Origin of the sequence: Eubacterium sp. CAG:161, from assembly GCF_000432355.1 — a bacterium.
GTDB classification, from domain to species: domain Bacteria; phylum Bacillota; class Clostridia; order Lachnospirales; family Lachnospiraceae; genus Eubacterium_G; species Eubacterium_G segne.
Genome location: NZ_HF991872.1, coordinates 148,651 through 173,150, shown reverse-complemented (window position 1 = coordinate 173,150; position 24,500 = coordinate 148,651). Strand labels below are relative to the sequence as shown.

General features: G+C 39.9%; 16 protein-coding genes and 1 pseudogene. All 17 read left to right on the top strand.

Going from position 1 to position 24,500, the window contains the following annotated elements:
* Window positions 1-15 precede the first annotated feature (15 nt).
* Window positions 16-3,303 carry a SpaA isopeptide-forming pilin-related protein gene (locus tag Q5O30_RS08630; RefSeq protein WP_021953353.1) on the top strand — a complete coding sequence of 1,096 codons (3,288 nt, stop codon included), beginning with the start codon at window positions 16-18 and terminating at the stop codon, window positions 3,301-3,303.
* A gap of 15 nt (window positions 3,304-3,318) precedes the next feature.
* Window positions 3,319-8,427 (top strand): SpaA isopeptide-forming pilin-related protein, encoded by a 5,109-nt coding sequence (locus tag Q5O30_RS08625; RefSeq protein ID WP_021953352.1) that lies wholly within the window; start codon window positions 3,319-3,321, stop codon window positions 8,425-8,427.
* Window positions 8,428-8,763: 336 nt separating this feature from the next.
* Window positions 8,764-9,396 carry a hypothetical protein gene (locus Q5O30_RS08620; RefSeq protein ID WP_021953351.1) on the top strand — a complete coding sequence of 211 codons (633 nt, stop codon included), beginning with the start codon at window positions 8,764-8,766 and terminating at the stop codon, window positions 9,394-9,396.
* A gap of 44 nt (window positions 9,397-9,440) precedes the next feature.
* Window positions 9,441-10,919: a fibronectin type III domain-containing protein gene (locus Q5O30_RS08615; RefSeq protein ID WP_021953350.1), complete on the top strand. Its 1,479-nt coding sequence runs from the start codon at window positions 9,441-9,443 to the stop codon at window positions 10,917-10,919.
* A 73-nt stretch (window positions 10,920-10,992) separates the two neighbouring features.
* Window positions 10,993-11,172 (top strand): hypothetical protein, encoded by a 180-nt coding sequence (locus Q5O30_RS08610; RefSeq protein WP_021953349.1) that lies wholly within the window; start codon window positions 10,993-10,995, stop codon window positions 11,170-11,172.
* Window positions 11,173-11,569: 397 nt separating this feature from the next.
* Window positions 11,570-12,016, top strand: coding sequence for a DUF488 family protein (locus Q5O30_RS08605; RefSeq protein ID WP_021953348.1), 447 nt, complete (start codon window positions 11,570-11,572; stop codon window positions 12,014-12,016).
* A gap of 381 nt (window positions 12,017-12,397) precedes the next feature.
* Complete coding sequence (rpsO, locus tag Q5O30_RS08600) at window positions 12,398-12,664, top strand: 30S ribosomal protein S15 (protein WP_021953347.1); 267 nt, start codon at window positions 12,398-12,400, stop codon at window positions 12,662-12,664.
* A gap of 259 nt (window positions 12,665-12,923) precedes the next feature.
* A pseudogene (locus Q5O30_RS08595) lies at window positions 12,924-15,034 on the top strand (polyribonucleotide nucleotidyltransferase).
* Between the two features lie 158 nt (window positions 15,035-15,192).
* The gene (locus Q5O30_RS08590) at window positions 15,193-16,257 is read left to right on the top strand and encodes an ATP-binding protein (protein WP_021953344.1); all 1,065 of its coding nucleotides are present in this window, start codon (window positions 15,193-15,195) and stop codon (window positions 16,255-16,257) included.
* Entirely contained in the window at window positions 16,247-16,906 is a 660-nt protein-coding gene (locus Q5O30_RS08585) for a response regulator transcription factor (protein WP_021953343.1), read from the top strand. The genes Q5O30_RS08590 and Q5O30_RS08585 overlap by 11 nt, the downstream gene beginning before the upstream one ends.
* Before the next feature lie 181 nt (window positions 16,907-17,087).
* Window positions 17,088-18,017: a cysteine synthase A gene (gene cysK, locus Q5O30_RS08580; RefSeq protein WP_021953342.1), complete on the top strand. Its 930-nt coding sequence runs from the start codon at window positions 17,088-17,090 to the stop codon at window positions 18,015-18,017.
* Between the two features lie 9 nt (window positions 18,018-18,026).
* Window positions 18,027-18,239 (top strand): hypothetical protein, encoded by a 213-nt coding sequence (locus Q5O30_RS08575; RefSeq protein WP_021953341.1) that lies wholly within the window; start codon window positions 18,027-18,029, stop codon window positions 18,237-18,239.
* A 22-nt stretch (window positions 18,240-18,261) separates the two neighbouring features.
* Complete coding sequence (locus Q5O30_RS08570; RefSeq protein WP_021953340.1) at window positions 18,262-19,536, top strand: O-acetylhomoserine aminocarboxypropyltransferase/cysteine synthase family protein; 1,275 nt, start codon at window positions 18,262-18,264, stop codon at window positions 19,534-19,536.
* Between the two features lie 29 nt (window positions 19,537-19,565).
* Window positions 19,566-20,336, top strand: coding sequence for a phosphoribosylformimino-5-aminoimidazole carboxamide ribotide isomerase (gene hisA, locus Q5O30_RS08565; protein ID WP_021953339.1), 771 nt, complete (start codon window positions 19,566-19,568; stop codon window positions 20,334-20,336).
* Window positions 20,337-20,442: 106 nt separating this feature from the next.
* Entirely contained in the window at window positions 20,443-21,090 is a 648-nt protein-coding gene (locus Q5O30_RS08560) for a ClpP family protease (RefSeq protein WP_021953338.1), read from the top strand.
* A 132-nt stretch (window positions 21,091-21,222) separates the two neighbouring features.
* Entirely contained in the window at window positions 21,223-22,095 is an 873-nt protein-coding gene (locus Q5O30_RS08555) for an undecaprenyl-diphosphate phosphatase (protein ID WP_021953337.1), read from the top strand.
* A 21-nt stretch (window positions 22,096-22,116) separates the two neighbouring features.
* On the top strand, window positions 22,117-24,500 hold a 2,384-nt coding region (locus Q5O30_RS08550), incomplete at its 3' end, for a DNA translocase FtsK (protein ID WP_302674664.1).

Below are 24,500 nucleotides of genomic sequence, written 5' to 3'. Positions count from 1 at the left end.
GACAAGGAGGACGAGATGAGAGGACGAGCAAGGAAAATAACCACAATGATCTTATCGTCGGCACTGATTGTGACAACCGTGTGCGGCGGCATTGTTCTTAAGAAAAGCAATGCAGACAACACGGCTTCCGTCATTCCGGGTGAATACCTGAAGGAATACTCAGGAAACATCACATACGGAACAAACCTTTATGTGTGGTCCGGTGATAAGGCATTTGACCCCAAAAACTATCATCCTGACGGAAACATCGGTGAAGATGAAAGAGTGGCATACGAGGAGGGAAGCATTGACCTAACCCCCGGTGCAACCTCCAATGTCGTATACAGGATAACGGATGAAAAGGGAGAGAGCAGACTCAGGCTTTACACCTTCACCGCAGTATCAGACAAGTCATCGTCAACGGTTCGTTCAGGAAAACAGGATGAGGTCATATATGGACTTGAGAAGTCGCCTTCATTTGGCGGTCAGGTTCCGGCAGACTACACGGACAGCGGAATAAGCCATGAAAATGAAAGGGAGTTAAGCATCACAAGAGGTGATGAGTATTATCCACAGCTGTCATTTCAGAACTATGACTCTGATGAGTACGTAATGTCGATAAGTGACGGAGAGGTTGACACAAGCAAACCCGGAACTTATGAGATAACATACAGCGTAAGCCCAGTAAGTGACGCGAGAATGTACTGGCATGAGAGGTACACCGTAAACGTAACCGAAAAGCCGGCAGAAAGCATGGGAATGAAGGTTGTGGCAGATGACAACATCATTCATGCCACCGTAACGGATGAAAACGGAAATGACACGGAAGTATTCAAGGGCTGTGATTACAACCTAAACGCAGGCGTTAAGACAATAACGGTCCAGAACAGAAGAGAGCACTCTGCAGAGGCAGACATCACGGTAAAAAGAAACGGCAGGACAATAGAAAACAGTGAAGTAATAAGGGACACTGAAAGAAGCGGTGATGACTTAATCATTGCCTTAAGAAATGACTATGATTACCGGGGAGTGGAGATAACACTTGGTAACGGCAAACTTCAGGATGAGCTGTTAAGCAGACCTGACAATGCGGTAAACGGCGGATGGGAAAGCCACGCAAACACAGGAATAATAACTGACAAAAAGAGTGACACCACTGTCAAGACAATGGCGGAAAATGTGTTAAATGCAATTTCAGGAAACACAACGGTAAATGCCGCATCGAACATAAAGCAGGGTACGGTGCTTAAAGCGGTATCGGGAATGGCGGTAAGCCATACCTGTGAGGAATACCATAACGGTGCACCGACAGGCGTTTCGGTTTTTGACGGTGTACAGGTCAAGTTCTCAAAGAATAAGCTGGTAAGTCTCATAGACGACATTTTATCATCCGAGGGACTTGGAATAGTAAGCACCGGTGACGTACCAACATCAATGTACTTAAACTGTGTTGACCACGGGGATGCCGGATATTACATGTCACAGCTTACAAAGTCAATGCTTTCATATGCAAATGCATACCTAAGGAATGACAACAACACATATTATGTTGAGATTGTCGGGGAATACCATGCAGCGGGAAGACAGAAACTGGCGGGAGCCNNAAGACAGAAACTGGCGGGAGCCATAAAGATACAGGTTGAAAAGAAACCGGCATACATACAGATAGTAAAGAAGACGGATGCAGGCGGAAGCCCCGGAATTGTTGCGGGAGCCGTATACGGAGTGTTCAAGACGGAATCAGGAGCAAAAAGTGGAAAGAGCCCGTTGTTTAAGATGACACTTGATAAAGACGGAAAGGCAACAACAAGCGAGGCACAGGCACTGAAACTTAAGACAGACACAAAGTATTACATAAGGGAGCTTGTAAACCCGAAGGGAACATACTTAAACAAAAAGGTTTACACCGTAAAGACAACAAAGGATGGAACATCAAAGAACAAGGCAGTAAGACTTTCAACGGTAAACAAACCGTGGAGAACAAGAATAAGTGTGCACAAGAAGGAAACAGGCACTGACAAGGACTTATCAGGTGCAAGGTTCACTGTTTCCCGGTGGAACGGCAGCAAGTACGTCACGGCAACATCCGTAGGAAACAATGGTGTGATAACAACAGACAGTAAGGGAAAAGCTGCAACCGGATGGCTTTATTACACCAAAAAGAACCAGGGCAAGTGGAGAATAGAGGAAACAGAGGCACCAAAGGGCCATAAGAACAACCACGCAAGAAAGGACATACAGATAAACAAGGATAATGCCAAGGACAGTGAGGAAGCACCACTTGAATGGACTGTTGACAATCCGCTCACAACGGAATACGGATACATAAGCGTTCAAAAGGTGGTAAGTGACGCAGACGGAAATGACGTGTCAGCTGACTATGACATGACCGCAACCTTTACGGTTTATTCGGACAGCAACCTAAAGAAAAAGGTTACAACAATCACAACAAAGGGAACAACAGGCTACGGAAAGAGCAGTGCAATTCCAACGGGAACCTACTATGTAAAGGAAACATCATGGAATGCCGGTTATGAGCCTGCAGACAAAAACGCAGTAAAAACGGTAAATGTAACAAAGAATGCCACAACTGCCATTGAGGCAAAGCCGGGAGTTAATGCAAGAAAAGTGGGAAACCAGATTCCGTGGTATGCGGGACTTGCGGCAAGAAAACTCGATGCAGTAACGGGAAAACCACTGCAGGGTGCAGAGTTCACGTTCTATGAATGGAACGGCAGAAGATACATGCCGATTAAAACAAGAAAAACCGGAAGTGACGGATATGCAAGGATAGAAATTGAGGAACACCTTGTAAGGTGGACGAAGACAAACAGGGGAATGTTTGCGGTGGCAGAGACAAAGGCACCGGACGGTTACACCATTGACGACACCACAATGAAGTATCTTGTGATAAATGAACAGAACAGAAACAGCATGGCAGAGTTCACGTCATTTACTGACACCGGAATGGGTTATCTTGACATAACAAAGATAATAGAAGACGGACTTGGAAACAGGGACACAACCCTTGACTTTTCAAGCAAACTTCTTGGAATAACCTACGGATTATACACGGACAAAAACTGTACAAGACCTGTATCCGGACTTGACAACATTGTCCTTGACAGGGGCGGACACTTTAAGAGCGGTCCACTGGTTCCGGGAACATACTACTTAAGGGAGAATACCCTTAATTCAGAAATATTTGCAAACAAACCGGGACTTTCAATGGAAGTGACAATATATCCGGGAAAGACAACATACTTAAACGGAGAAAAGGGATTATCCTATGACAACAGGACATGGGATAACACCATATGGTAAGGAGGATAGAAAACGATGAAGAAAATGAAAAGAATGATAAAGAGATTTTCAGCCATTGTCATGGCATCCGTCCTTACCCTTGGCATGGCAGAGGGCATGACAATGCCCGTAAAGGCAGCGGATGCCATACTGGTTTCGGGATCAACGGGATACTTTTATGTAAAGGTGGTAAATGACACAACAGGGGACACGGATACCTTAAGGGTAAACGTGACGGCAAAAAAGGCATCAGGAAAGAAGTTATCCGCAGGTGATGAAACGGCAACAAGCAACACCGTAACGTATTCGGGAAGTGTGACAAGTCCGAAGCTGGGGCTTAAGCTCAATGCCACACAGTCCCATAAGAACATCGTGACATCACAGGATGGCACCGTTTCGCTTTTAATGTGTGACCTGCAGTTTAGTGTACCGGCACACACCTCATACGTTAAGGTTGAAAAGAACAACAGAAACAATCACACATTCAGACTTGCGGACAAGGTAAAAACACCGATAACCACGAACTCATACACGGACGTCACGGTGGCACATAACAGCAGTTCATACACAAAAAACATGATAATGGCATTAAACCTTTATGAGTGCGGATTGAGACAGGGCAATGCAAGTGTCCACAGCACAATCACACTTCATGTAGGAAGAAACTCATACGGCATAGCCTACAATCTTGATGGAGGAAAGTTTAAGAACGGTAACAACACCACTTATACAAACCCGTCAAACGGAAGAACACAGAAACAGAACCCGACAACCGCACTTGACGGAGGGGAAAAGACATCAGACTACAGCAATTCCTACTTTTATGTGGAAAAACCAACAAAGGCAGGATACACCTTTAAGGGCTGGAACATAACGGGAATGGATAATGACACCCATTACTTTTACACAAGCGGTGGTGCAAAGACCACAACGGGAACAGCACTTAACACAACAACAAATGCGGATGCCATGAAGAGCAGCTACATCCCGACATCATACATGAACCTTAGAGCAACCTCCGGCACCGTCACATTCAACGCACTGTTTGACGTGAACAGATACACCGTCATATATGACGGAAACGGTGCAACAGCCGGAACAATGGCAAATCAGGAACACACGTATGACGCAGCCCTTAACCTTACACAGAATGCATACATAAGAACGGGGCACACCTTCCTTGGATGGAGCAGAAACAGGGATGCCGCAGAGCCGGAGTTCCTAAACGGTGAAAGCGTTAAGAACCTGACAACGGATGCAGACGGAAAGGTTACACTTTATGCAGTGTGGATAAAGAATTCATCAGCCCTTAACAATGCAAACATCCTGAAGAACATAAAGAAGATAATGAAGGTAAACGTTGTAAAGACTGATGAAACGGATGATAAAAAGACACTTGATGCAACATTTGACGTTTATGAGTGGTCAAAGGACCTGAATAACGGATACGGAGCATACAAAAACACCCCGTCATTTTCCATTAAGTCAAACGAGGAAAACATCCTTAACTATACTGCAGACAACCTTGGAAAGTTCAAGATAAAGGAAAAGGATGTTGAGGCACCGTACATCAACAATGGTGACGAGGCAGAAATAAGTCTAAAGGACGGACTTGACATGCCATTTTATGAAAACACCATGGTTGAAGAGGACAAGGGTGTCTTTGTCATGGGCGCAGGATATGCGAAAGGTGACATTGTAAGAGACAGTGCAGACACAAAGAATGCAACCTACTATCAGGCAAGGGTCGCAAACGTTGGAAAGAGACCGACAGACGGCGATTACTGGTTAAGACTTGATGAAAACAATTACAGTAAGTACAAGAGACTGATAAAGGGTGCCGGCGAATGGAATGCCGCAAATGCATACGCAAAGACCTTTGGTGTTAAGATTGGGAATGCATCCGAAGGAGCAAAGAATGGAATAATCTTTTCGTTAAGAAAGAAGGATGAGCGTGGCACACTGCTTACGGGAGCCGGATTCAACGTTTACTATGCAGACGATAACAGCCTGTGCAGGGCGATGAATAAACGTTTAAACATAAAGGGTGTTTACTCAACGGATATTGATGCTAAGGGAAAGCCGCTTGAATATCCAGAGATTTCAGTAAATGATGACCAGTCTCATGCAACCCTTAACGCTGACGGAACAAAGACACTGAAACTCGTTGTAAGGGAAGACAGGGTTCCCGACAACTACGGAAAGATTGAGGACTTCAGGGTTGACGCACATGTGGTTTACAGTGACATTGAAGCCAAATGGAAGGCAGATAATCTCACGGTTACATTTTCAGACGGAAAGACAGTCACCATTGAAAACGGTGGAACAGTAGATGCAGAGGAATTAATTGACGAGTCATACAGACTTAACATAAGTGTCACAAAGCAGTCAAAGAAACAGAACTACAGCGTTGCTGACCTTGAGGGTGCGGAATACACCGTGTATGAGGACAGCGCACTTTCCCTTCCGGTAACAACCATTATAATAGGAAGAAACGGAAAGGGAGCTGCAGAAAACCTTCCGCTTAAGGACTACTGGATTAAGGAAACAAAGGCACCAAAGAGTGGAAAGTTCCTGTTTTCAGACGAGGTAAAACAGATAAGGGCAGAAGACATTGCAACCGGAAGCGGCACAACAACCTTTAATGCCACCGTTACCTTCGAGGAAGACGAGGACAGCGCAAGGTTAAACGTACACAAGGTGGACGACAGGGGAAATGACCTAAACGGTGCAGAGTTTACCCTGTATGAGTGCCCGGCAGACGTGACAGACAAAAACATTGATGATTACGATTACAGCAATGTAAAGAGCCGTGGAACAGAAAAGGTTGTAAACGGCTACGCAGCATTTGAAGACATTCCTTTTGGAAAGTACGTCCTTGTTGAAACAAAGGTTCCCGACGGATACAAAAAGGCACCAAACCAGATGGTGGAGCTTACAACGGAAAACGGCGGAAACAGTGACGTGACTGCAAAAACCATAACGGTAGTGAACGAGGAAGAAAAGGCAAGAATAAAGCTGTACAAGGAAGACAGCACGGACAATGGAAGAATTGAGGGTGCAGTCTTTAAGATATTTGACGTAAATAACAACAGCTACATCATGCAGGATGTTTCAGGCACCGATGATGAAGGAAACGAAATAATCAGTCAGGAAGAAAGACTGTTTGTTACAGATGAAAACGGACTGATCAAGACGGAAGAGCTGACATATGGAACATACAGAATTGAAGAAGTTGAGGCACCTGACGGATACGTGAGGGATGACACACCAAGGACAGTGAATCTTGAAAAGGGAAAGGAAGACGGTGTTGATGAAGACGGCATACCGTACTTTAAAGTAACCTTTGAGAACAAAAAGACCGAGACATGGATTGACAAGACGGACATCACAACAGGTGAGGAGCTTACAGGCGGTGAGTACACCGTGACAGACATAAGCGGAAACACTGTTGACCACTGGACCAGTGACGGAAAGACACACAAGATTTACGGACTAAAGGCAGGTGAAAAGTACACACTCACGGAAGAGGTGGCACCTGACGGATACACCATTGCCACACCGATTGAATTTACTGTGAATGAAGACGGAAGTGTGACAAAGGTGGAAATGAAGGATGATTACAATAAGTTAGAGCTTAGAAAGTGTGACATCACCACAGGCGAGGAAATAGAAGGTGCTGAAATGGAACTTTATGACAGCGAGAACAACCTTGTTGACAGCTGGATTTCAGAAAAGACACCTCACAGAATAGACAGAATAAAGACGGGTACCTACAGACTTGTTGAGAAAAGGGCACCAAAGGGATACGTGGTTGCTGAAAGCATAACCTTTGAGGTTGGCGAGAGCAACGAGGTACAGCAGGTCGTGATGAATGATGATTACACAAAGACAAGATTCATAAAACTTGCAACGGATACAGGTGAACCGCTTTCAGGATGTGTACTGCAGGTGCTTGACAAAAACAGAAACGTTGTTGAACAGTGGACAACCGACGGAAGCGAACACGAGATAGATTATCTCGTAGAAGGTGAGACATACTATCTTCATGAGGTGTCGGCACCGGATGATTACCAGAAGGCAGAAGACATAGAGTTTGTTGCAGGAAGACAGTGGAATGACGGAAACGGCGTGACAGAAGATGACTACAACAGAATGGATGGCACACAGTTTACGGACCAGGGAGGAAACAAAGTGAACTGGGACGATGGAAAGCTGCCAACGAATGAACCTGCAGACGACCTTGAACCGGAAACCGGAAGTGATGATGACATCACAAATCCTGATGACGGGGACGGAGTTGTTGACGAGGTTGACAGGAACGGTGAAACGGGTGATGCTTATGATGCGTCAGCTGCGGAAACAGTCACAATCACAATGCTTGACAAGCCGAAACTTGTTTCAATCATAAAGAAAACGGGAAGCGGAGACCTTCTTCCGGGAGCAAGACTGCAGTTACTTGATGAAAGCGGAAATGTCCTGTATTCATGGACAACGGGAGCAGACACGTCAAGTGTGTTCAGACTTGGAAACGGAAAGTACAGGATACATGAAGAGTATGCACCTGAAAACTATGAGCTTGCAAAGGACATAGAGTTTGAGGTAACAGACGATACCACGGAAGTTGAATACGTGATGACTGATGAGTATACCGGAGGATCCATTAAGGTATTAAAAACAGATGGTGGCACCGGAAAACCGCTTGAGGGTGCAGAGTTTACCTTAAAGGGTGAAAACGGACTCACCATTACCGGAAAAACCGACAAGAACGGTGAACTTGTATTCGGAGTTAAAAACGGTGAAAAGACACTTCCACCACAGAAGTACACCTTAACCGAAACAAAGACGGTAAACGGACACAGCCTGTTAAAGGACCCTGTTGAGATAACACTTCCACTTAAACTCACAAAGGCTGAGGCGGATGCAATGGGAGCAGACACCTCAAAGGCAAAGTGGGATGAGGAAAACGAAGTGTACAGGTTCTTTGACCTTACATATGAGGTAAAGAATGACGCAACACTTAAACTTCCGGCAACGGGAGCACAGGGCATGATTTACGGCATTGCGGGAGCTGTGATAATGATTGTGCTCACACTTCTTTATCTGTTCATTAAAGGTAAGAAGAGAAGATACAGAATTTCATAAACTAAAAGCAGATGAGGGGGAGTTTTCCCCCTTGTTCTGCATTAACCATAACCATACGGAAAACAAAAACAACCCCAGAGACAGAAAAGTATAAACAGACATGAAAGGTATTTCCGGACAGTAGGATGTTATGTGGAAGTAACCGGTAACGTTACGGATAAAGAGAAACTTCTTATATAATTATAATATATATAAGGAAGAAAAAAGACAAAAGTATCCGTAATGCTGACTTTTTATTAATAAGTAAAAAATGTATTGCAAACATAGGTTTAATCAGATATAATAGGATTAACAGAACAAATGTTCGAGAGAAATAAAGAGAGGAGATGAGCTGGAATGAAAAGGATAATGGCATGGATAATTATTTTCTGCACCGTTATTGTCACTGTCTTACCGGGCGGAAGTAAGGCAGAGGCATACACCATAACCGAAAAGGGCGGAATGCGTACTGCCAGTGAACTGTCGGAAGCTGCCATAAAGGTACTTGATGAGGTTTCGGTAACTGACAAGGCCATGCTTGATGACGTGATAAAAAGGTCATATGAGAATGACTTCAGGAATAAAACATACATCATAAAAAACGAGGGCGAAGATATTGACACGACATACTGGCGTCAGTACGTGTATTCACAGGGAGACTTCAGGGTTTCTCTTAACTGGAGCGTGGATAAATGTGTTGCAGTGACCGGGGATTATCATTACTACACCGTAAGAATGGGTTCAAGGGTATCAATATCTCCGTTTGATTATGCCACCAGCACGATAGACCGGTGGGATGAATACATGGACGTGATAAGGGATGTTGAAAACAGAATCGGAATACTGAATGCTGACCTGTGTGATTATCAGAAGATACAGCTAGCGTACACATGGATAAAACAGAACGTAAAGTACGGTTATGCAAGTGATGTGTCCGGGCAGCATGTATCCGGAGGAGGCAGCATGTATCCGGAGGACAGGAGCCAATAGAAGCGATACTTTATGGCTATGCCGTATGTGGAGGTTATACACGTGTGTTCAACCGTTTCATGCATGACTGTGGAATTAAGAGCTACTATCTTTCAAACGTTTCCCATGCATTTAACTTTGTAAGACTTGACGGAAAACATTACAAGACGGACTGCCAGGTGGGAACAGTGGATTGCTATGAGGGTTATGAACAGTACAATAAGAATGGCAAGCTACTGTGGGAACTGAACAGGGCACTTGTCGGAACAACCAAGAAGATTTCAAGCGAACTTTTTGAGTACAGTGCCATAACGCACTACGATACTGAATTTGAGCATGGCTCAGTTGATAATTGTGTCATGGGTCCGTTGGCAGAAATAACAGAACCAACCTGTACAACCGACGGGACATTCTTAAAGGAAGGAAAGGTTGATGAGCACTGTGATTACTGTGGTAAAATCCATTCATTTACCCTTCCTGCAACACATACCTACAAAACGGTAGAAAACAAGCTACCAACCTGTACGGAAGAAGGCGAGATAAAGAAAGTATGCAGTGAGTGTGGCAATGAGAAAACGGAAAAAGTTGCCATAAAACCGCATGACTATAAGATTGACACTGCTGACAGTGATTATGACACGGAAGGTTGGTTCAAGATTGTATGTAATACCTGTGGAAAGGTCTACTACGAGGAATACAGGGATAAGCTGGAGAGACCAACGCAGTCTGAAACTGAAACCACAACCACTGAGGAATCGGTAACGACACCTGCATATCAGGAAAGTGACCTTGAAAAAAAAGACAGGGGCTACGGAATAATCACATGGTATGACGCAGAGAAGGAAGACTGGTTCTGTAAACAGGGCCAATTTGAAATGTCAATGAAAAGGGAAATAAGTGGAAACGGGGCATACACCGATGGTTTGTGGGTGGAATGCGGAACGCTTGACAAGGGAAGACTTTACGACAAGCAGGCGGGCAAGTGGGTTAATGCCGGAGACAGTGTTGACTGTTACTTTGACGTGGATAGCCGTACATGGAAGATATACATGAAGTATTACACAGAGGAACCGCAGGCTACAACCACGGCACCGGAAGAGGAAGTTACAACAACTTCACCTGCCACGGAAGAAACGGAAACCGTAAAACCGACACAGTCTGCAACAACAGTAAAGGTAAATCCTACGACAGAGAAACCACAGACACCTACCACACGTAAGCCACAGGTTACAACAAAGAAACCGCAGACCAAAAAACCGGCAAAGCCCAAACAAATGAAATTTAAGAGTGCAAAGAATGACAAGAAGAAACGGATAAGCCTTAAGTGGAAGAAAGTTAATGGAGCAACAAAGTATCAGATAAAATGGGTACTTGGAAGAGGGAAAAAAGCAAAGACGAAAACCAAGAGCTTTAAAGGAAAAACGACTTCATGTGCGTTCAAGAGACTTAAAAAAGGTAAAACCTATAAAGTGTACATTCGAGCCTATAATAAAAGCGGTTGGGGTAAGTGGAGTAGAGCTAAGAAGGTAAGAATAAAGAAATAACAGACAGAAAAGGGAATGGCATACTTAGTGGCTGTTCCCTTTGCTTTTTAGAATTAAAGAAAGGAAGCAAAAAATGATAATAGTGGCAGACAACGGAATGGAAACACAAACAAGAAAACTGAAAGACGGCATAACATTAGATGGAGCCAAAGCTCAGGTGAGGAAACTGTGGGAAGATGACTGGCTGGGACTTGATTACAGACTGGAAGACAATGATGGAAACGTAATATTTGAATTAGAGCATGACGATTAGGATGCTGCAAGAGATTTACATGGAAATAGAACAAAAGAATTACTCACTATTGATTTCAGATGTATTTTAGTATTAATTTAGAGGTAACGTCTAATTTATATCTTTTTATACTTGTTTTTCACCCCATATTTTGATAAAATCAGAGTATTAAATTAAACGGTCGTTTATATCGGCACTATTTAATAAAGATAAATGTATAGGGGGGCTATACAAAGAAATATAAATTAATAAATTTAATTGATGTTAAGGGGAATGACGTACTTAATGGCTATACCCTTTATTTTTTTGTCACAAAATACCTGTCCTTAACTGATTCTTAACCGGTTTATGAATTAGAATAATAGTGTCGGGCGATGGGGGAAAATGTCTTGAAATTCTAAAAAATGGGAGAAGATACATGAAGATATACACGATGGGATTTAAGGGGAAAAGTCAGGAAGAATTTATTAAAACAATAAATAAGAAAAAAATTGAGCTTGTAGTTGACATGAGAGAAAGAAACAGATTTCCGATGTTGGGATTTTGCAACGAAGGAGAACTGAAAAAATGTTTGAAGGGAAGATGTAATTGTGACTACTTATATAATTCTATGCTTGCACCAATGTGTGGTTATTATGAAGCCTACACGGAGAGGGCAATTTCGTGGGATGAATATGTGGCAAAATATAAAGAAACACTTTCGGAAAGGGGAATTGCAGGGAGATTTCTGATTGACTGTATGGAATATGAAAGGATAATGATAATTTGTCTGGGAAAAACACCGGGTAGGTGTTCAAGAAAACTGCTGGCAGAGTGGTTACAAGAGAGAATACGTGGAATTGAGATAGAGATAAAGCATTTATAAAAAATATTTGATTTAATAAGAAATGTGTGTTATAGCAATACGGTTATTTGGAGTTATTATTGATTGATATAAGTGTTCTTAGTTAACTAATGTCTACTTGATGTAGACGTATAGAGCTTGTAGGAAGAAAAGAACAAGCATATTAAAGAGGATAATTGATTTTTTTAGAACAAATATTAAAATTGTAATAAGTTAGCTGAGAAAACATATCAAGATCAAAAACTCGAAATAGCTGATACACCATATTTCTCAATTTTCCTATAGACATTTCAGATATCATGGTGTATACTATCAAAGTATGTTTAACCTACACTAAGCATTTGGATACTCCAACCGGTGCCTAAGTGTAAGGGGATATTAAGATTTTAGGAGGAATAAGAAATGATATCAAAAGAGACAAAAGCTCAGTTAGCAGCAGAATATGGTAAGACACCTACTGACACAGGTTCACCTGCAGTTCAGGTAGCAATCTTAACATACAGAATTAAGGAGTTAACAGAACATTTAAAGATTAACCAGAAGGATCATCATTCAAGAAGAGGTCTTCTTAAGATGGTAGGTAAGAGAAGAGGCTTACTTGACTACATTAAGGAAAATGACCTTGACGAATATCGTCAGTTAATTGAAAAATTAGGAATTCGTAAATAATTTCTTACCGGGTGGTAATATTACATTCGGATTTATACACAGGGATGAGAGTTTACTCTCATCCCTGTATTGCATTTTTCATATAAATAATTTATAATAACATAGATTGTGTGTAAATTTACACAAAAGGCAGAAGAACCATGCCGAGACCACTGTAAAGGGCAGTAGCATTGTTACCGGTTTTTACAGTAGTTTCGGATTCTTCTGCTATAAAATAAAAAGTAAGGAGAAGTTACTAACAAAGTAACGAAAGAAGATTATGTACAAGAGTTTTAGTATGGAGCTTGCAGGAAGAACTTTAACAGTTGATGTTGGAAGAGTTGCAAAGCAGGCTAACGGTGCAGCATTTATGCACTATGGAGACACTACGGTATTGTCAACAGCTACAGCATCAGACAAGCCTAGGGATGGAATTGATTTCTTCCCACTTTCAGTTGAATTTGAAGAAAAAATGTATTCTGTAGGAAAAATCCCTGGAGGATTTAATAAGAGAGAAGGAAAAGCATCAGAGAATTCAGTGCTTACATCAAGAGTTATAGACAGACCTATGAGACCTTTATTCCCAAAGGATTACAGAAATGATGTTACACTTAACAACCTTGTTATGTCAGTAGATCCTGAATGCAGACCTGAAATCGTAGCTATGCTTGGTGCAGCTATTGCAACATGTATATCAGATATTCCATTTGACGGACCATGTGCCATGACACAGGTAGGTTTAGTTGATGGGGAATTTGTTATTAACCCAAGCCAGAAGCAGTGGAAAGAGGGAGATTTACAGCTTACAGTAGCTTCAACAAGAGAAAAGGTTATCATGATTGAAGCAGGTGCTAATATTATCCCGGAAGCAAAGATGATAGAAGCTATTTATATGGCACATGATGTAAACCAGACTATCATTGAATTTATTGATAAAATTGTGGCAGAAGTAGGAAAAGAAAAGCACTCATATGAAAGCTGTGCTATTCCTGAAGAATTATTTGCTGCAATTAAGGAAATTGTTCCACCTGCAGATATGGAAGTAGCNNNNCACCTGCAGATATGGAAGTAGCCGTATTTACAGATGACAAGCAGACAAGAGAAGAAAACATAAGACAGATTACAGAAAAGTTAGAAGAAGCTTTTGCTGATAATGAAGAATGGCTTGCTGTTTTAGGAGAAGCTATTTATCAGTATCAGAAGAAGACAGTTCGTAAGATGATATTGAAAGATCACAAGCGTCCTGACGGAAGAGCAATTGATCAGATCAGACCGTTAGCAGCAGAAGTTGATATTATTCCTAGAGTGCATGGCTCTGCAATGTTCACAAGAGGACAGACACAGATTTGCAACGTATGTACTTTAGCACCATTATCAGAAGCACAGAAAATAGACGGACTTGATGAAAATGAAACAACAAAGAGATATATGCATCACTACAACTTCCCTTCATACTCAGTTGGTGAGACAAAGCCATCAAGAGGACCGGGAAGACGTGAAATCGGACATGGTGCTTTAGCAGAAAAGGCACTGGTACCTGTACTTCCTAGCGAAGCAGAGTTCCCATATGCTATTAGAACAGTTTCAGAAACATTTGAGTCAAACGGTTCTACATCAATGGCTTCTACATGTTCATCATGTATGTCATTAATGGCAGCAGGTGTTCCAATTAAGGCTATGGTAGCAGGTATTTCATGTGGTCTTGTTACAGGTGATACAGATGATGATTATGTATTGCTTACAGATATCCAGGGACTTGAAGATTTCTTCGGAGACATGGACTTTAAGGTAACAGGTACAACAGAAGGTATCACAGCTATTCAGATGGATATTAAGATTCATGGTCTTACAAGAGAAATCGTGGAGGGTGCTATTGCAAGAACAAGAGAAGCAAGATTATTCATTATGGATAATTGCATGAAGCCGGCAATTTCTGAACCTAGAAAAGAAGTAAATGCATACGCTCCTAAGATTGAAATGATTCAGATTGATCCGGACAAGATTGGTGATGTTGTAGGAAAGAGCGGAAAGGTTATTAATGCAATTATCGAAGAAACAGGCGTTAAGATTGACATTTCTGATGAAGGAATGGTATCAGTTTGTGGCGTAGATAAGGACATGATAGCTAAGGCTATAAAATACATTAAGACAATAGTAACAGACTTTGAAGAAGGCATGATTTTAGAAGGTACTGTTGTAAGTATTAAGGAATTTGGTGCATTTATCGAATTTGCACCTGGAAAAGAAGGCATGGTTCACATTTCTAAGATTGCAAAAGAAAGAGTTGAACATGTTGAAGACTTCCTTACATTAGGTGATAAGGTTAAATGTAAGTGTCTTGGAAAAGATAAGATGGGAAGAATCAGCTTTTCAATTAAAGATGCACAGTAAACAAATTAAATAGAAACGTTGCACAAAATCTTAAATTTTGTACAAATATGGAATATCTCCAGGGCGAATATTATGATATATAATAAAGCTTTGGAGATATTTTACTATATCTTAATTGGCTATGTGGTATCATTAATCAGATACGAAGGAGAGTGGCTATGGTAAAAGATAAATCATATTTAAAAAATATATTAGTGACAGCGGGAATATTATTAATTTCTTTTGTAATAAGCTTGTTGTTGCAACATGTGTTTAAGGTACATGAACATATAACAGCAGTGTTTATATTTGCTGTATTTTTGATATCCCTTTTAACAAACGGATATGTATATGGAATAGTGGCAGCTTTTATTTCCATGATTGCCGTTAACTATGCTTTTACATTTCCGTTCTTTTCAATTAATTTTATGATACCTGTTAATATGATTTCTGCAATTATAATGATAGTTATAGCCATATTAACAAGTACATTAACCACCCAGATAAAAAGGCATGAGGCAATGAAAGCTGAAGGAGAGAAGGAAAGAATGAGAGCCAATCTTTTAAGGGCGGTTTCCCATGACTTAAGAACTCCCCTTACCACTATTTATGGTTCAGCAGCTACATTGTTAGAAAACAGGGATACACTAGAGGAAGAACAACAAACCAAAATATTACAGGGAATAAAAGAGGATTCGGAATGGCTTGTAAGAATGGTGGAAAATCTTTTATCCATTACAAGAATTGACAGTGGAAATGTGAAAATAATAAAAACACCAATAGTTTTAGAGGAACTGATAGATTCAGTAATTGTGAAATTTAGAAAAAGATACCCTGACTTTGATATAACATTGGACTTGCCGGAGGATATTGTTGTTATACCAATGGATGCAATGCTTATTGAACAGGTTATAGTAAATATATTGGAAAATGCCATACAGCACGCAGAGGGAATGACAGAATTAATACTTCGGGTGTTTGTATTGGGGAAGCAGGCTATATTTGAAATAAAGGACAATGGCTGTGGAATCAGTAAAGAAAAATTGCCATACATATTTTCCGGATATTATGAGAATAAGGAAGAACCTTCAGACGGACAAAAACGCAATACGGGAATAGGATTGTCCGTATGTAAAACCATTATAAAAGCACATGGAGGGGACATTAGTGCGGAAAATATTAAAGGTGGCGGTGCTGTTTTCAGATTTACATTAGATACGGAGGAAGAAATAGATGCCCAATAATAAATATAAGGTTTTATTAGTAGAAGATGAAAATAATATTAGAAATCTGGTAACAACCATACTAAAATCGGCAGGTTATCAGGTTGTTGTAGCTGAAACATGTGAGAGAGCCCTGGGAATGTACACATCTCATCTCCCTGACATTATTATTTTGGACTTAGGTCTTCCTGACAGGGATGGAATGTATTTCTTAAAGAAAATAAGGGATGACTCACTGACTCCTATTATTATATTGTCAGCCCGTTCTAATGAAAGGGATAAGGTAGTTGCTCTTGATGCAGGGGCAAACGATTATGTAACAAAGCCCTTTAGCTCGGCGGAACTGTTAGCAAGGGTAAGAGCAACTCTTAGAAATACAAGACACAGCTCTGAGGAGGGAAAACTGCCGGGAGGAAAGTTCACATTAGAGGGACTTGTTATAGATTATGATGGAAGACAGGTTTTTGTTGATGAAAAAGAAGTAAAATTAACTCAGACAGAGTACAATATTGTGGCGTTTTTATCGGAACATGCCGGAAAAATGATGACGTATACAGCCATAATTAAGGCAATATGGGGCTATCCTGATGAGGGAAGCGTTAAAAAACTTCAGGTGAACATGGCAAATATAAGAAGAAAACTGGGAATAAAGCCGGGAGAAGCAAAGTAACTGGGAATAAAGCTGGGAGAAGCAAAGTACATAATAAACGAATTAGGTGTTGGATATAGAATGAATAGTTAGCATATGTGTTTAGTTTAAATTAAACTTGCTTAATATATTGGTTAAAGTTATAATAATACAAGTTGACAAAATTATATAATGTAATAAAGGAACGTTAAGGATATTAGAAATGATTTATAACAATGTATTAGAATTTATCGGACATACACCTATGGTGCGTCTTAACCATATGGTTGATGAGGATTCAGCTCAGGTTCTTGTGAAGTTTGAGGGATTAAATGTAGGTGGCTCAATAAAAACAAGAACGGCTTATGAAATGATTAAGGCGGCAGAAGCAGAAGGCAAAATAAACAAGGATACAATAATAGTTGAACCTACCAGTGGAAATCAGGGAATCGGACTGGCATTAGTAGGAGCGGTAAAAGGATATAAAACTATTATTATAATGCCTGACTCTGTTAGTGAGGAAAGAAGAAAGCTAGTTAAACATTATGGAGCAGAGGTTATTCTTATCCATGATGACGGAGACATTGGAAAGTGTATAGATGAATGTCTTAAAACAGCACTTAAAATGGCAGAGGACAATCCAAAGGTGTATGTACCACAGCAGTTTGCCAATCCTAACAATGTTAAGGCTCATAAACATCATACCGGATTGGAAATCATGGAGCAGGTAGAGGGAAATATAGACGGATTCTGCTCAGGTATAGGAACCGGTGGCACCATTACAGGAATAGGTAAGGTTTTAAAGGCACAAAATCCTGACATTGAAATATGGGCAGTGGAACCGGAGAATGCAGCCATTTTAGCAGGTGGAAATATCGGAACCCATTTGCAAATGGGAATAGGAGACGGAGTTATACCTGATATTTTAGACCAGAATATATATGATAACATTTATATAGTTACTGACGAAGAGGCAATAAGTACAGCCAAGGACTTAGCCAAAAAAGAGGGGCTTATGTGCGGAATTTCCAGTGGAACAAATGTTGCAGCAGCCATAAAGCTGGCAAAAAAGTTAGGAAAAGGAAAAACAGTGGTAACTGTATTGCCGGATACGGCAGAAAGATATTTTTCAACGCCGTTGTTTGATGAATAAGGAGCTAATATGCAGGAAACAAAGGAAGATAAGAAAATAAAAATAGGACAGATATGTAATAAAATATCAACTGTTTTATTTGTATTATTCTTTATTGATGTATGTGTAATACCAGTTATGCAAATGGAATTCTTTTTGATTTCAGTGGCAATTATTGTAGTTTTATTTGCCATTAGTTGTATTGTGGGACACATATGTCTTAAGGATTATAAACCGGAATAATGAAAGCACAGGAGGTTAGAAAGTGAATAATAACAAAGGAACAATATGCGTACAGGGCGGATGGAAGCCTACAAAGGGAGAACCGAGAGTTTTGCCTATTTATCAAAGCACCACATTTAAATATGATACATCAGAGCAAATGGGAAGACTGTTTGATTTAGAGGATAGCGGATATTTTTATACAAGACTTCAGAACCCTACTAATGATGCAGTAGCTTCAAAAATATGTGAGTTAGAAGGTGGAGTGGCAGCTATGCTTACATCATCAGGTCAGGCAGCTAATTTTTACGCAGTTTTTAATATTTGTGAAGCAGGAGACCACTTTATCTGTTCATCAAATGTATATGGAGGAACCTTTAATTTATTTGGTGTAACCATGAAGAAAATGGGAATAGATGTTACATTTGTAGATCCGGATATTTCACCGGAAGATTTAGAAAAAGAATTTAAAACAAATACAAAGTGTGTATTTGGTGAATCGGTGTCAAATCCGTCTCTTGTAGTGTTTGATTTTGAAAAATTTGCAAAGGCAGCTCACAGTCATGGTGTTCCTCTTATTGTGGATAACACATTCCCGACACCTATTAATTGCAGACCTTTTGAATTTGGAGTTGATATAGTAACTCACTCCACAACTAAATATATGGATGGTCATGCCATGGCAGTAGGTGGAGCAATTGTTGACAGTGGAAACTTTGACTGGATGGCTCATGCTGATAAATTCCCGGGAATGACAGAGCCGGATGAATCATATCATGGGTTAGTTTATGCAGAAAAATTTGGAAAAAGCGGATATATTACAAAGGCAACAGCACAGGTTATGAGGGATTTAGGATCAATTCCTTCACCTACAAATTCATTTTTGCTAAATGTAGGTCTTGAAACATTACATTTAAGAGTTCCAAGACACTGTGAAAATGCATTAAAAGTGGCTAAATGGCTTAAGGCAAATGACAAGGTAGCCTGGGTTAATTATCCGGGATTAGAGGGTGACAAATATTATGATTTGGCGCAGAAGTATATGCCTAATGGAACATGTGGCGTTTTAACATTTGGTATAAAAGGTGGTCGTGATGCATCCATTAAATTTATGGATAATCTTAAGTTTGTGGCAATAGTGACTCATGTGGCTGATGCCCGTTCATGTGTGCTACATCCTGCAAGTCACACTCATAGACAGATGACAGATGAACAGTTAATTGAGGCAGGAGTTCAGCCGGATTTAATCAGATTCTCTGTAGGAATTGAAGATGCTGAGGACATTATTGCAGATTTAGAGCAGGCATTAAATGCATAACATAAAACTTATGAAATAAGGTAATAAAAATGAAATTCAGACCATGCATAGACATACACAACGGAAAAGTGAAACAGTTAGTAGGTAGCAGCCTTAAAGACAAGGAAAATCAGGCAGAAGAAAATTTTGTATCTGAAAAAAATGCAGTCTACTATGCTAATCTTTATAAAAAAGACGGGCTAAAAGGCGGACATATAATAATATTAAATGCCGGCGGTTCGGAATTTTTTAAGGAATCGAAGAAACAGGCAATAGAGGCGTTGTCTGCATATCCTAAAGGGATGCAGATAGGCGGCGGCGTTACAGCTGTAAATGCACAGGATTATATAAAGGCAGGGGCATCCCATGTAATTGTCACATCTTATGTATTTAAAGATGGAAGAGTTAATTACGGAAACCTTAAAAGTCTTGTGGAAGCTGTGGAAAAAGAGCGTATTGTTTTGGATTTAAGCTGTAGAAAGAAAGATGGACAGTATTACATAGTAACAGACAGATGGCAAAAATTCACTGATGAAGTAGTTAATATTGAAACATTGAAAAAACTGTCGGAATATTGTGATGAATTTCTTATACACGGTGTGGATGTTGAGGGAAAATCAGGTGGAATGGAAGAAGATTTGGTAGCTATGTTATCTGAATTTAATGATATTCCCATAACCTATGCAGGCGGAATATCCACTATGGAACAAATAGAAAGGTTCAGGGAGATTTCTAATGGCAAAATGGATTTTACCATTGGAAGTGCGCTGGATTTGTTTGGTGGAAAGTTACCATATGATAAAGTAAAAGAACAGTTTTAAAATTATATAATAGTATAAAAATCCCCTATATTGGAGAGTATTATATTGTACGGAAAGTTAATTTGAAAATCCGTACATTGTATATCATCAATATGGGGGATTTTTTATGGACGAAATAAAAGAATACGGTCAGACAGACTTAAATAACAACAGCAGACACAAAAAAATACATCTTTTAAATATAATCGGGGAAATTGAAGGACACGAAAATGTGGCATCAGGAACCAAGGCAACTAAATATGAACACGTGCTTCCTCAGTTAGCACAGGTAGAAGATGATGCAGAAACAGATGGGCTTCTGGTAATATTAAATACAGTAGGTGGGGATGTTGAATGTGGTCTTGCAATTGCAGAAATGATATCGGGACTTAGTAAGCCTACAGTGTCATTAGTTTTAGGAGGCAGCCACTCCATTGGTGTTCCTCTTGCAGTATCAACAGACTATTCCTTTATTGTTAAAACAGGTACCATGGTTATTCATCCTGTGAGAATGAATGGACTGTTTATAGGAGTTCCCCAGACCTATGATTATTTTAAAAAAATTCAGGAGAGAATTAATTCTTTTATATTAGACCATTGTGACATAAAAGAACAAAAGCTTATGGAATTAATGATGGAAACAGAAGTTATGACAAAGGATGTGGGAAGCATTCTTGTAGGTAAGGAAGCAGTGAATGAAGGAATAATAAATGAAATAGGAAGCCTAAAAGATGCCATAAAAAAGTTGTATGAACTTATTGACAAAAAATCCTGATAAATTACATTGGACACCGGGGCATTACAATACAAAGGCATTACAATACAAAAACTAAATAACTTGAATATAGTGGTGAAAAATAGTAAAATATTATAGATTATGGTTAACTAAAGAAATAAGGAGTTACAAATGAGTTTATTAGAGTCAATTTTTCTTGGAATAATACAGGGAGTGACGGAATTTCTTCCTGTGAGCAGTTCGGGACATCTGGCTATATTCCAGCAGATTTTCGGACTTGAAGATGTAGGTACATCTTTTGATGTATTTTTACATTTGGGAACATTAATTGCAGTATTTGTTATATACTGGCGGGATATTGGAAGATTAATATATGATGGAATCGGAATAGTGGTGGATTTCGTTGCTAATGTATTTTATTACATAAGATGGAAGACAACCAAAAAGAATCCGGAATACAGAAAAATAATCAGAACATCATATAGAAAATTTGCGTTATTAATTATTGTTTCAACCATACCTACGGGAATAATAGGTATTGTAGGTAAGAATTTAGTAGATAATGCATCCCATACTCTTATTGTTCCGGGAATTTGTCTTTTAATAACAGCCATATTACTTGTAATTTCAGATAATATACCAAACGGAAATAAAACACCAAAGAAAACTACATATTTAAACGCAGTTTTTATAGGAATTTGTCAGGGGATAGCAACTCTTCCGGGATTATCACGTTCAGGAACAACCATTACAGCAGGTCTTTTATGTGGACTTAGAAGAGATTTTGTTGTAAAATATTCCTTTATTATGTCAATTCCGGCTATAATGGGTGCCTGTGTGTTAAACATTCCTGATATGCACACAGACATTGCAAAAACAGGTGTTGAGTGCTACGTGGCGGGAGTTTTAGTGTCTGCCGTGGTAGGTTACATATGTATTAAAACAATGCTTGTAGTTGTAAGAAATAAGCAGTTTAAATATTTTTCAGCTTATTGCGGATTAGTTGGACTGATAGCCATAGTGGCATCATTTTTCGTAAAATAAATTAATAGGGGTGAAAATATATTGGCCGATACGAAGAAAAAAAGTAATGGCAAAAAAACAAATAGCAGTAAAGGTAAGACTGGTGGAAACAAAACCGGTGGCAGTAAGGCTGCGGAAACAAGAAGGAAAAACGCCCAGATGGCTAAGAAACGCAAAATAATCGTAACGGAGGTTTATTTGTGGATATCCTTAGCTGTGGCACTGTTTTTATTCTTAAGCAATTTTGGCATTTGTGGCATAGTGGGAAACACATTAAGGGATGCAATGCTTGGATGCTTCGGATGGATGGGATATGTTTTTCCTGTATTTCTGGCAGTAACAATAGGACTTGTGGCATATAATAATATGAACACCAAGGTTATCTCTAAGATAGTGGCAGTGGTGCTATTATACATTAATATGTGTCTGCTGTTTGATTTGTTAAGTTACAGTGACAATAGAATAGATGTTTTAAAATATTATAAATATGGCTCTAAAGGCGAATTTGGTGGAGGTCTTGTAGGGGGAGCATTAGGAAATCTTATGGATTCCCTGTTAGGACTTACAGGAGCCTATATTGTAACTTTTGTTGTACTTATTATATGCATAGTAATTTTAACGGAAAAGTCTATTATGTCTTTTCTTAAGAAAAAGGGAAAAAGTGCCTATGAAAGTGCAGTGGAAGATACAAAAGCCAGAAAAGAAGCCACGGCAGTACGAAGAGAGCAGAAGCGGATTGAAAAGGAAAAAGAAAGAAGTATTGCCAGACAGAAAAAAATCGGTGTGGACTTTAATGAAACTACTGTTGGTGGAGATAGTTTACCAGGGGAGAAGTTAAAGGATAATAAACAGGAGGTTCACGAAATACATATTGACGGAGTGGATGATACCCCAAGTGACATAGATGAAATGCCCCTTGACCGTGAAATTGTATATACCTATGAAGAAAATCAGGGCAATAAGCAGGTTAAAATAGATGGCCTTGACAAACCTGAACCACCAAAAGCTGATAAACATGCTACAGACGGTGAATTTACACCAAAGGAAAGAGTGATAGTAAGTGAAGAGGCTAAAAAGACTATGAAGAGAAAGCCTTTTGGAGTAGGGGAGGCAGTAGCCACTGAAACACCGACGGCAGAAGAAGTCATCTCACAACAGCCTAAGGCATCTTCAGAAGGAAAAATAATAGCACCGTCTAAAAAGAAAATGAAATATAAGAAACCACCATACAGTCTTCTTAAGGATAATCCCGGGAGCAAAAGCGGTATAACAAAAGCATCCCTTATGCAGACAGCCAATAAACTAAAACAGGTTTTGGCAAACTTTGGAGTTAAGGTAGAAGTGACAAATGTAAGTAAGGGACCGTCAGTTACAAGATATGAATTGCAACCTGAAATGGGGACTAAGGTTAGCCGTATAACAGGTCTTGCAGATGACATAAAGTTAAATATGGCAGCGGCGGACATACGAATTGAAGCACCTATACCGGGAAAAGCTGCCGTAGGAATTGAAATTCCAAATGAGGGAAGGGATCCTGTATATTTAAAGGAACTTTTAAATTCAAAGGAATTAAGGGAGCATAAGTCGAAGCTGGCATTTCCGGCAGGTAAGGATATTGCAGGAAGAGTAGTTGTGGCTGATATTGCCAAAATGCCTCATATGCTTATTGCAGGCACTACAGGTTCAGGAAAGTCAGTATTTACAAACTCAATATTAATGAGTATTCTTTACAGGACAACACCGGAAGACGTAAGGCTTATTGTTATTGATCCTAAGGTTGTGGAATTTCAGGTATACAATAAAATACCTCATTTATTATATGATGTAGTTACAGACCCTAAAAAAGCGGCAGGCATTCTTAACTGGGCGGTGGCAGAAATGACCACCAGATATAAGAAGTTTGCCAATGTAGGGGCAAGAGATATTGGAAGTTACAATGCAAAGGTGGAAAGCGGTGATTTTTCAGGAGATAATCCACCGGAAAAAATGCCACAGATACTTATTGTAATTGACGAGTTAGCTGACCTTATGATGGTGGCAGCTAAGGAAGTGGAAGAGGCAATATGCCGTTTAGCACAGCTTGCCAGAGCAGCAGGCATTCATATGGTTATTGCAACTCAGCGTCCTTCAGTAGATGTTATTACGGGACTTATTAAGGCAAATATTCCTTCACGAGTTGCCCTTACTGTGGCATCAGGAACGGATTCAAGAACAATTATAGATATGAACGGAGCTGAAAAGCTCTTAGGCAATGGTGACATGTTGTTTTATCCTGCCGGATATGTTAAACCTGTGAGAGTACAGGGAGCATATGTATCGGATAAGGAAATTTTTGATACTGTTGAATATATTAAAAACAACAGTGGAGAAGCTGAATATGACGAAACCATTGGTGTAAAATTAACTACGGATATGGAGGCTTCCGG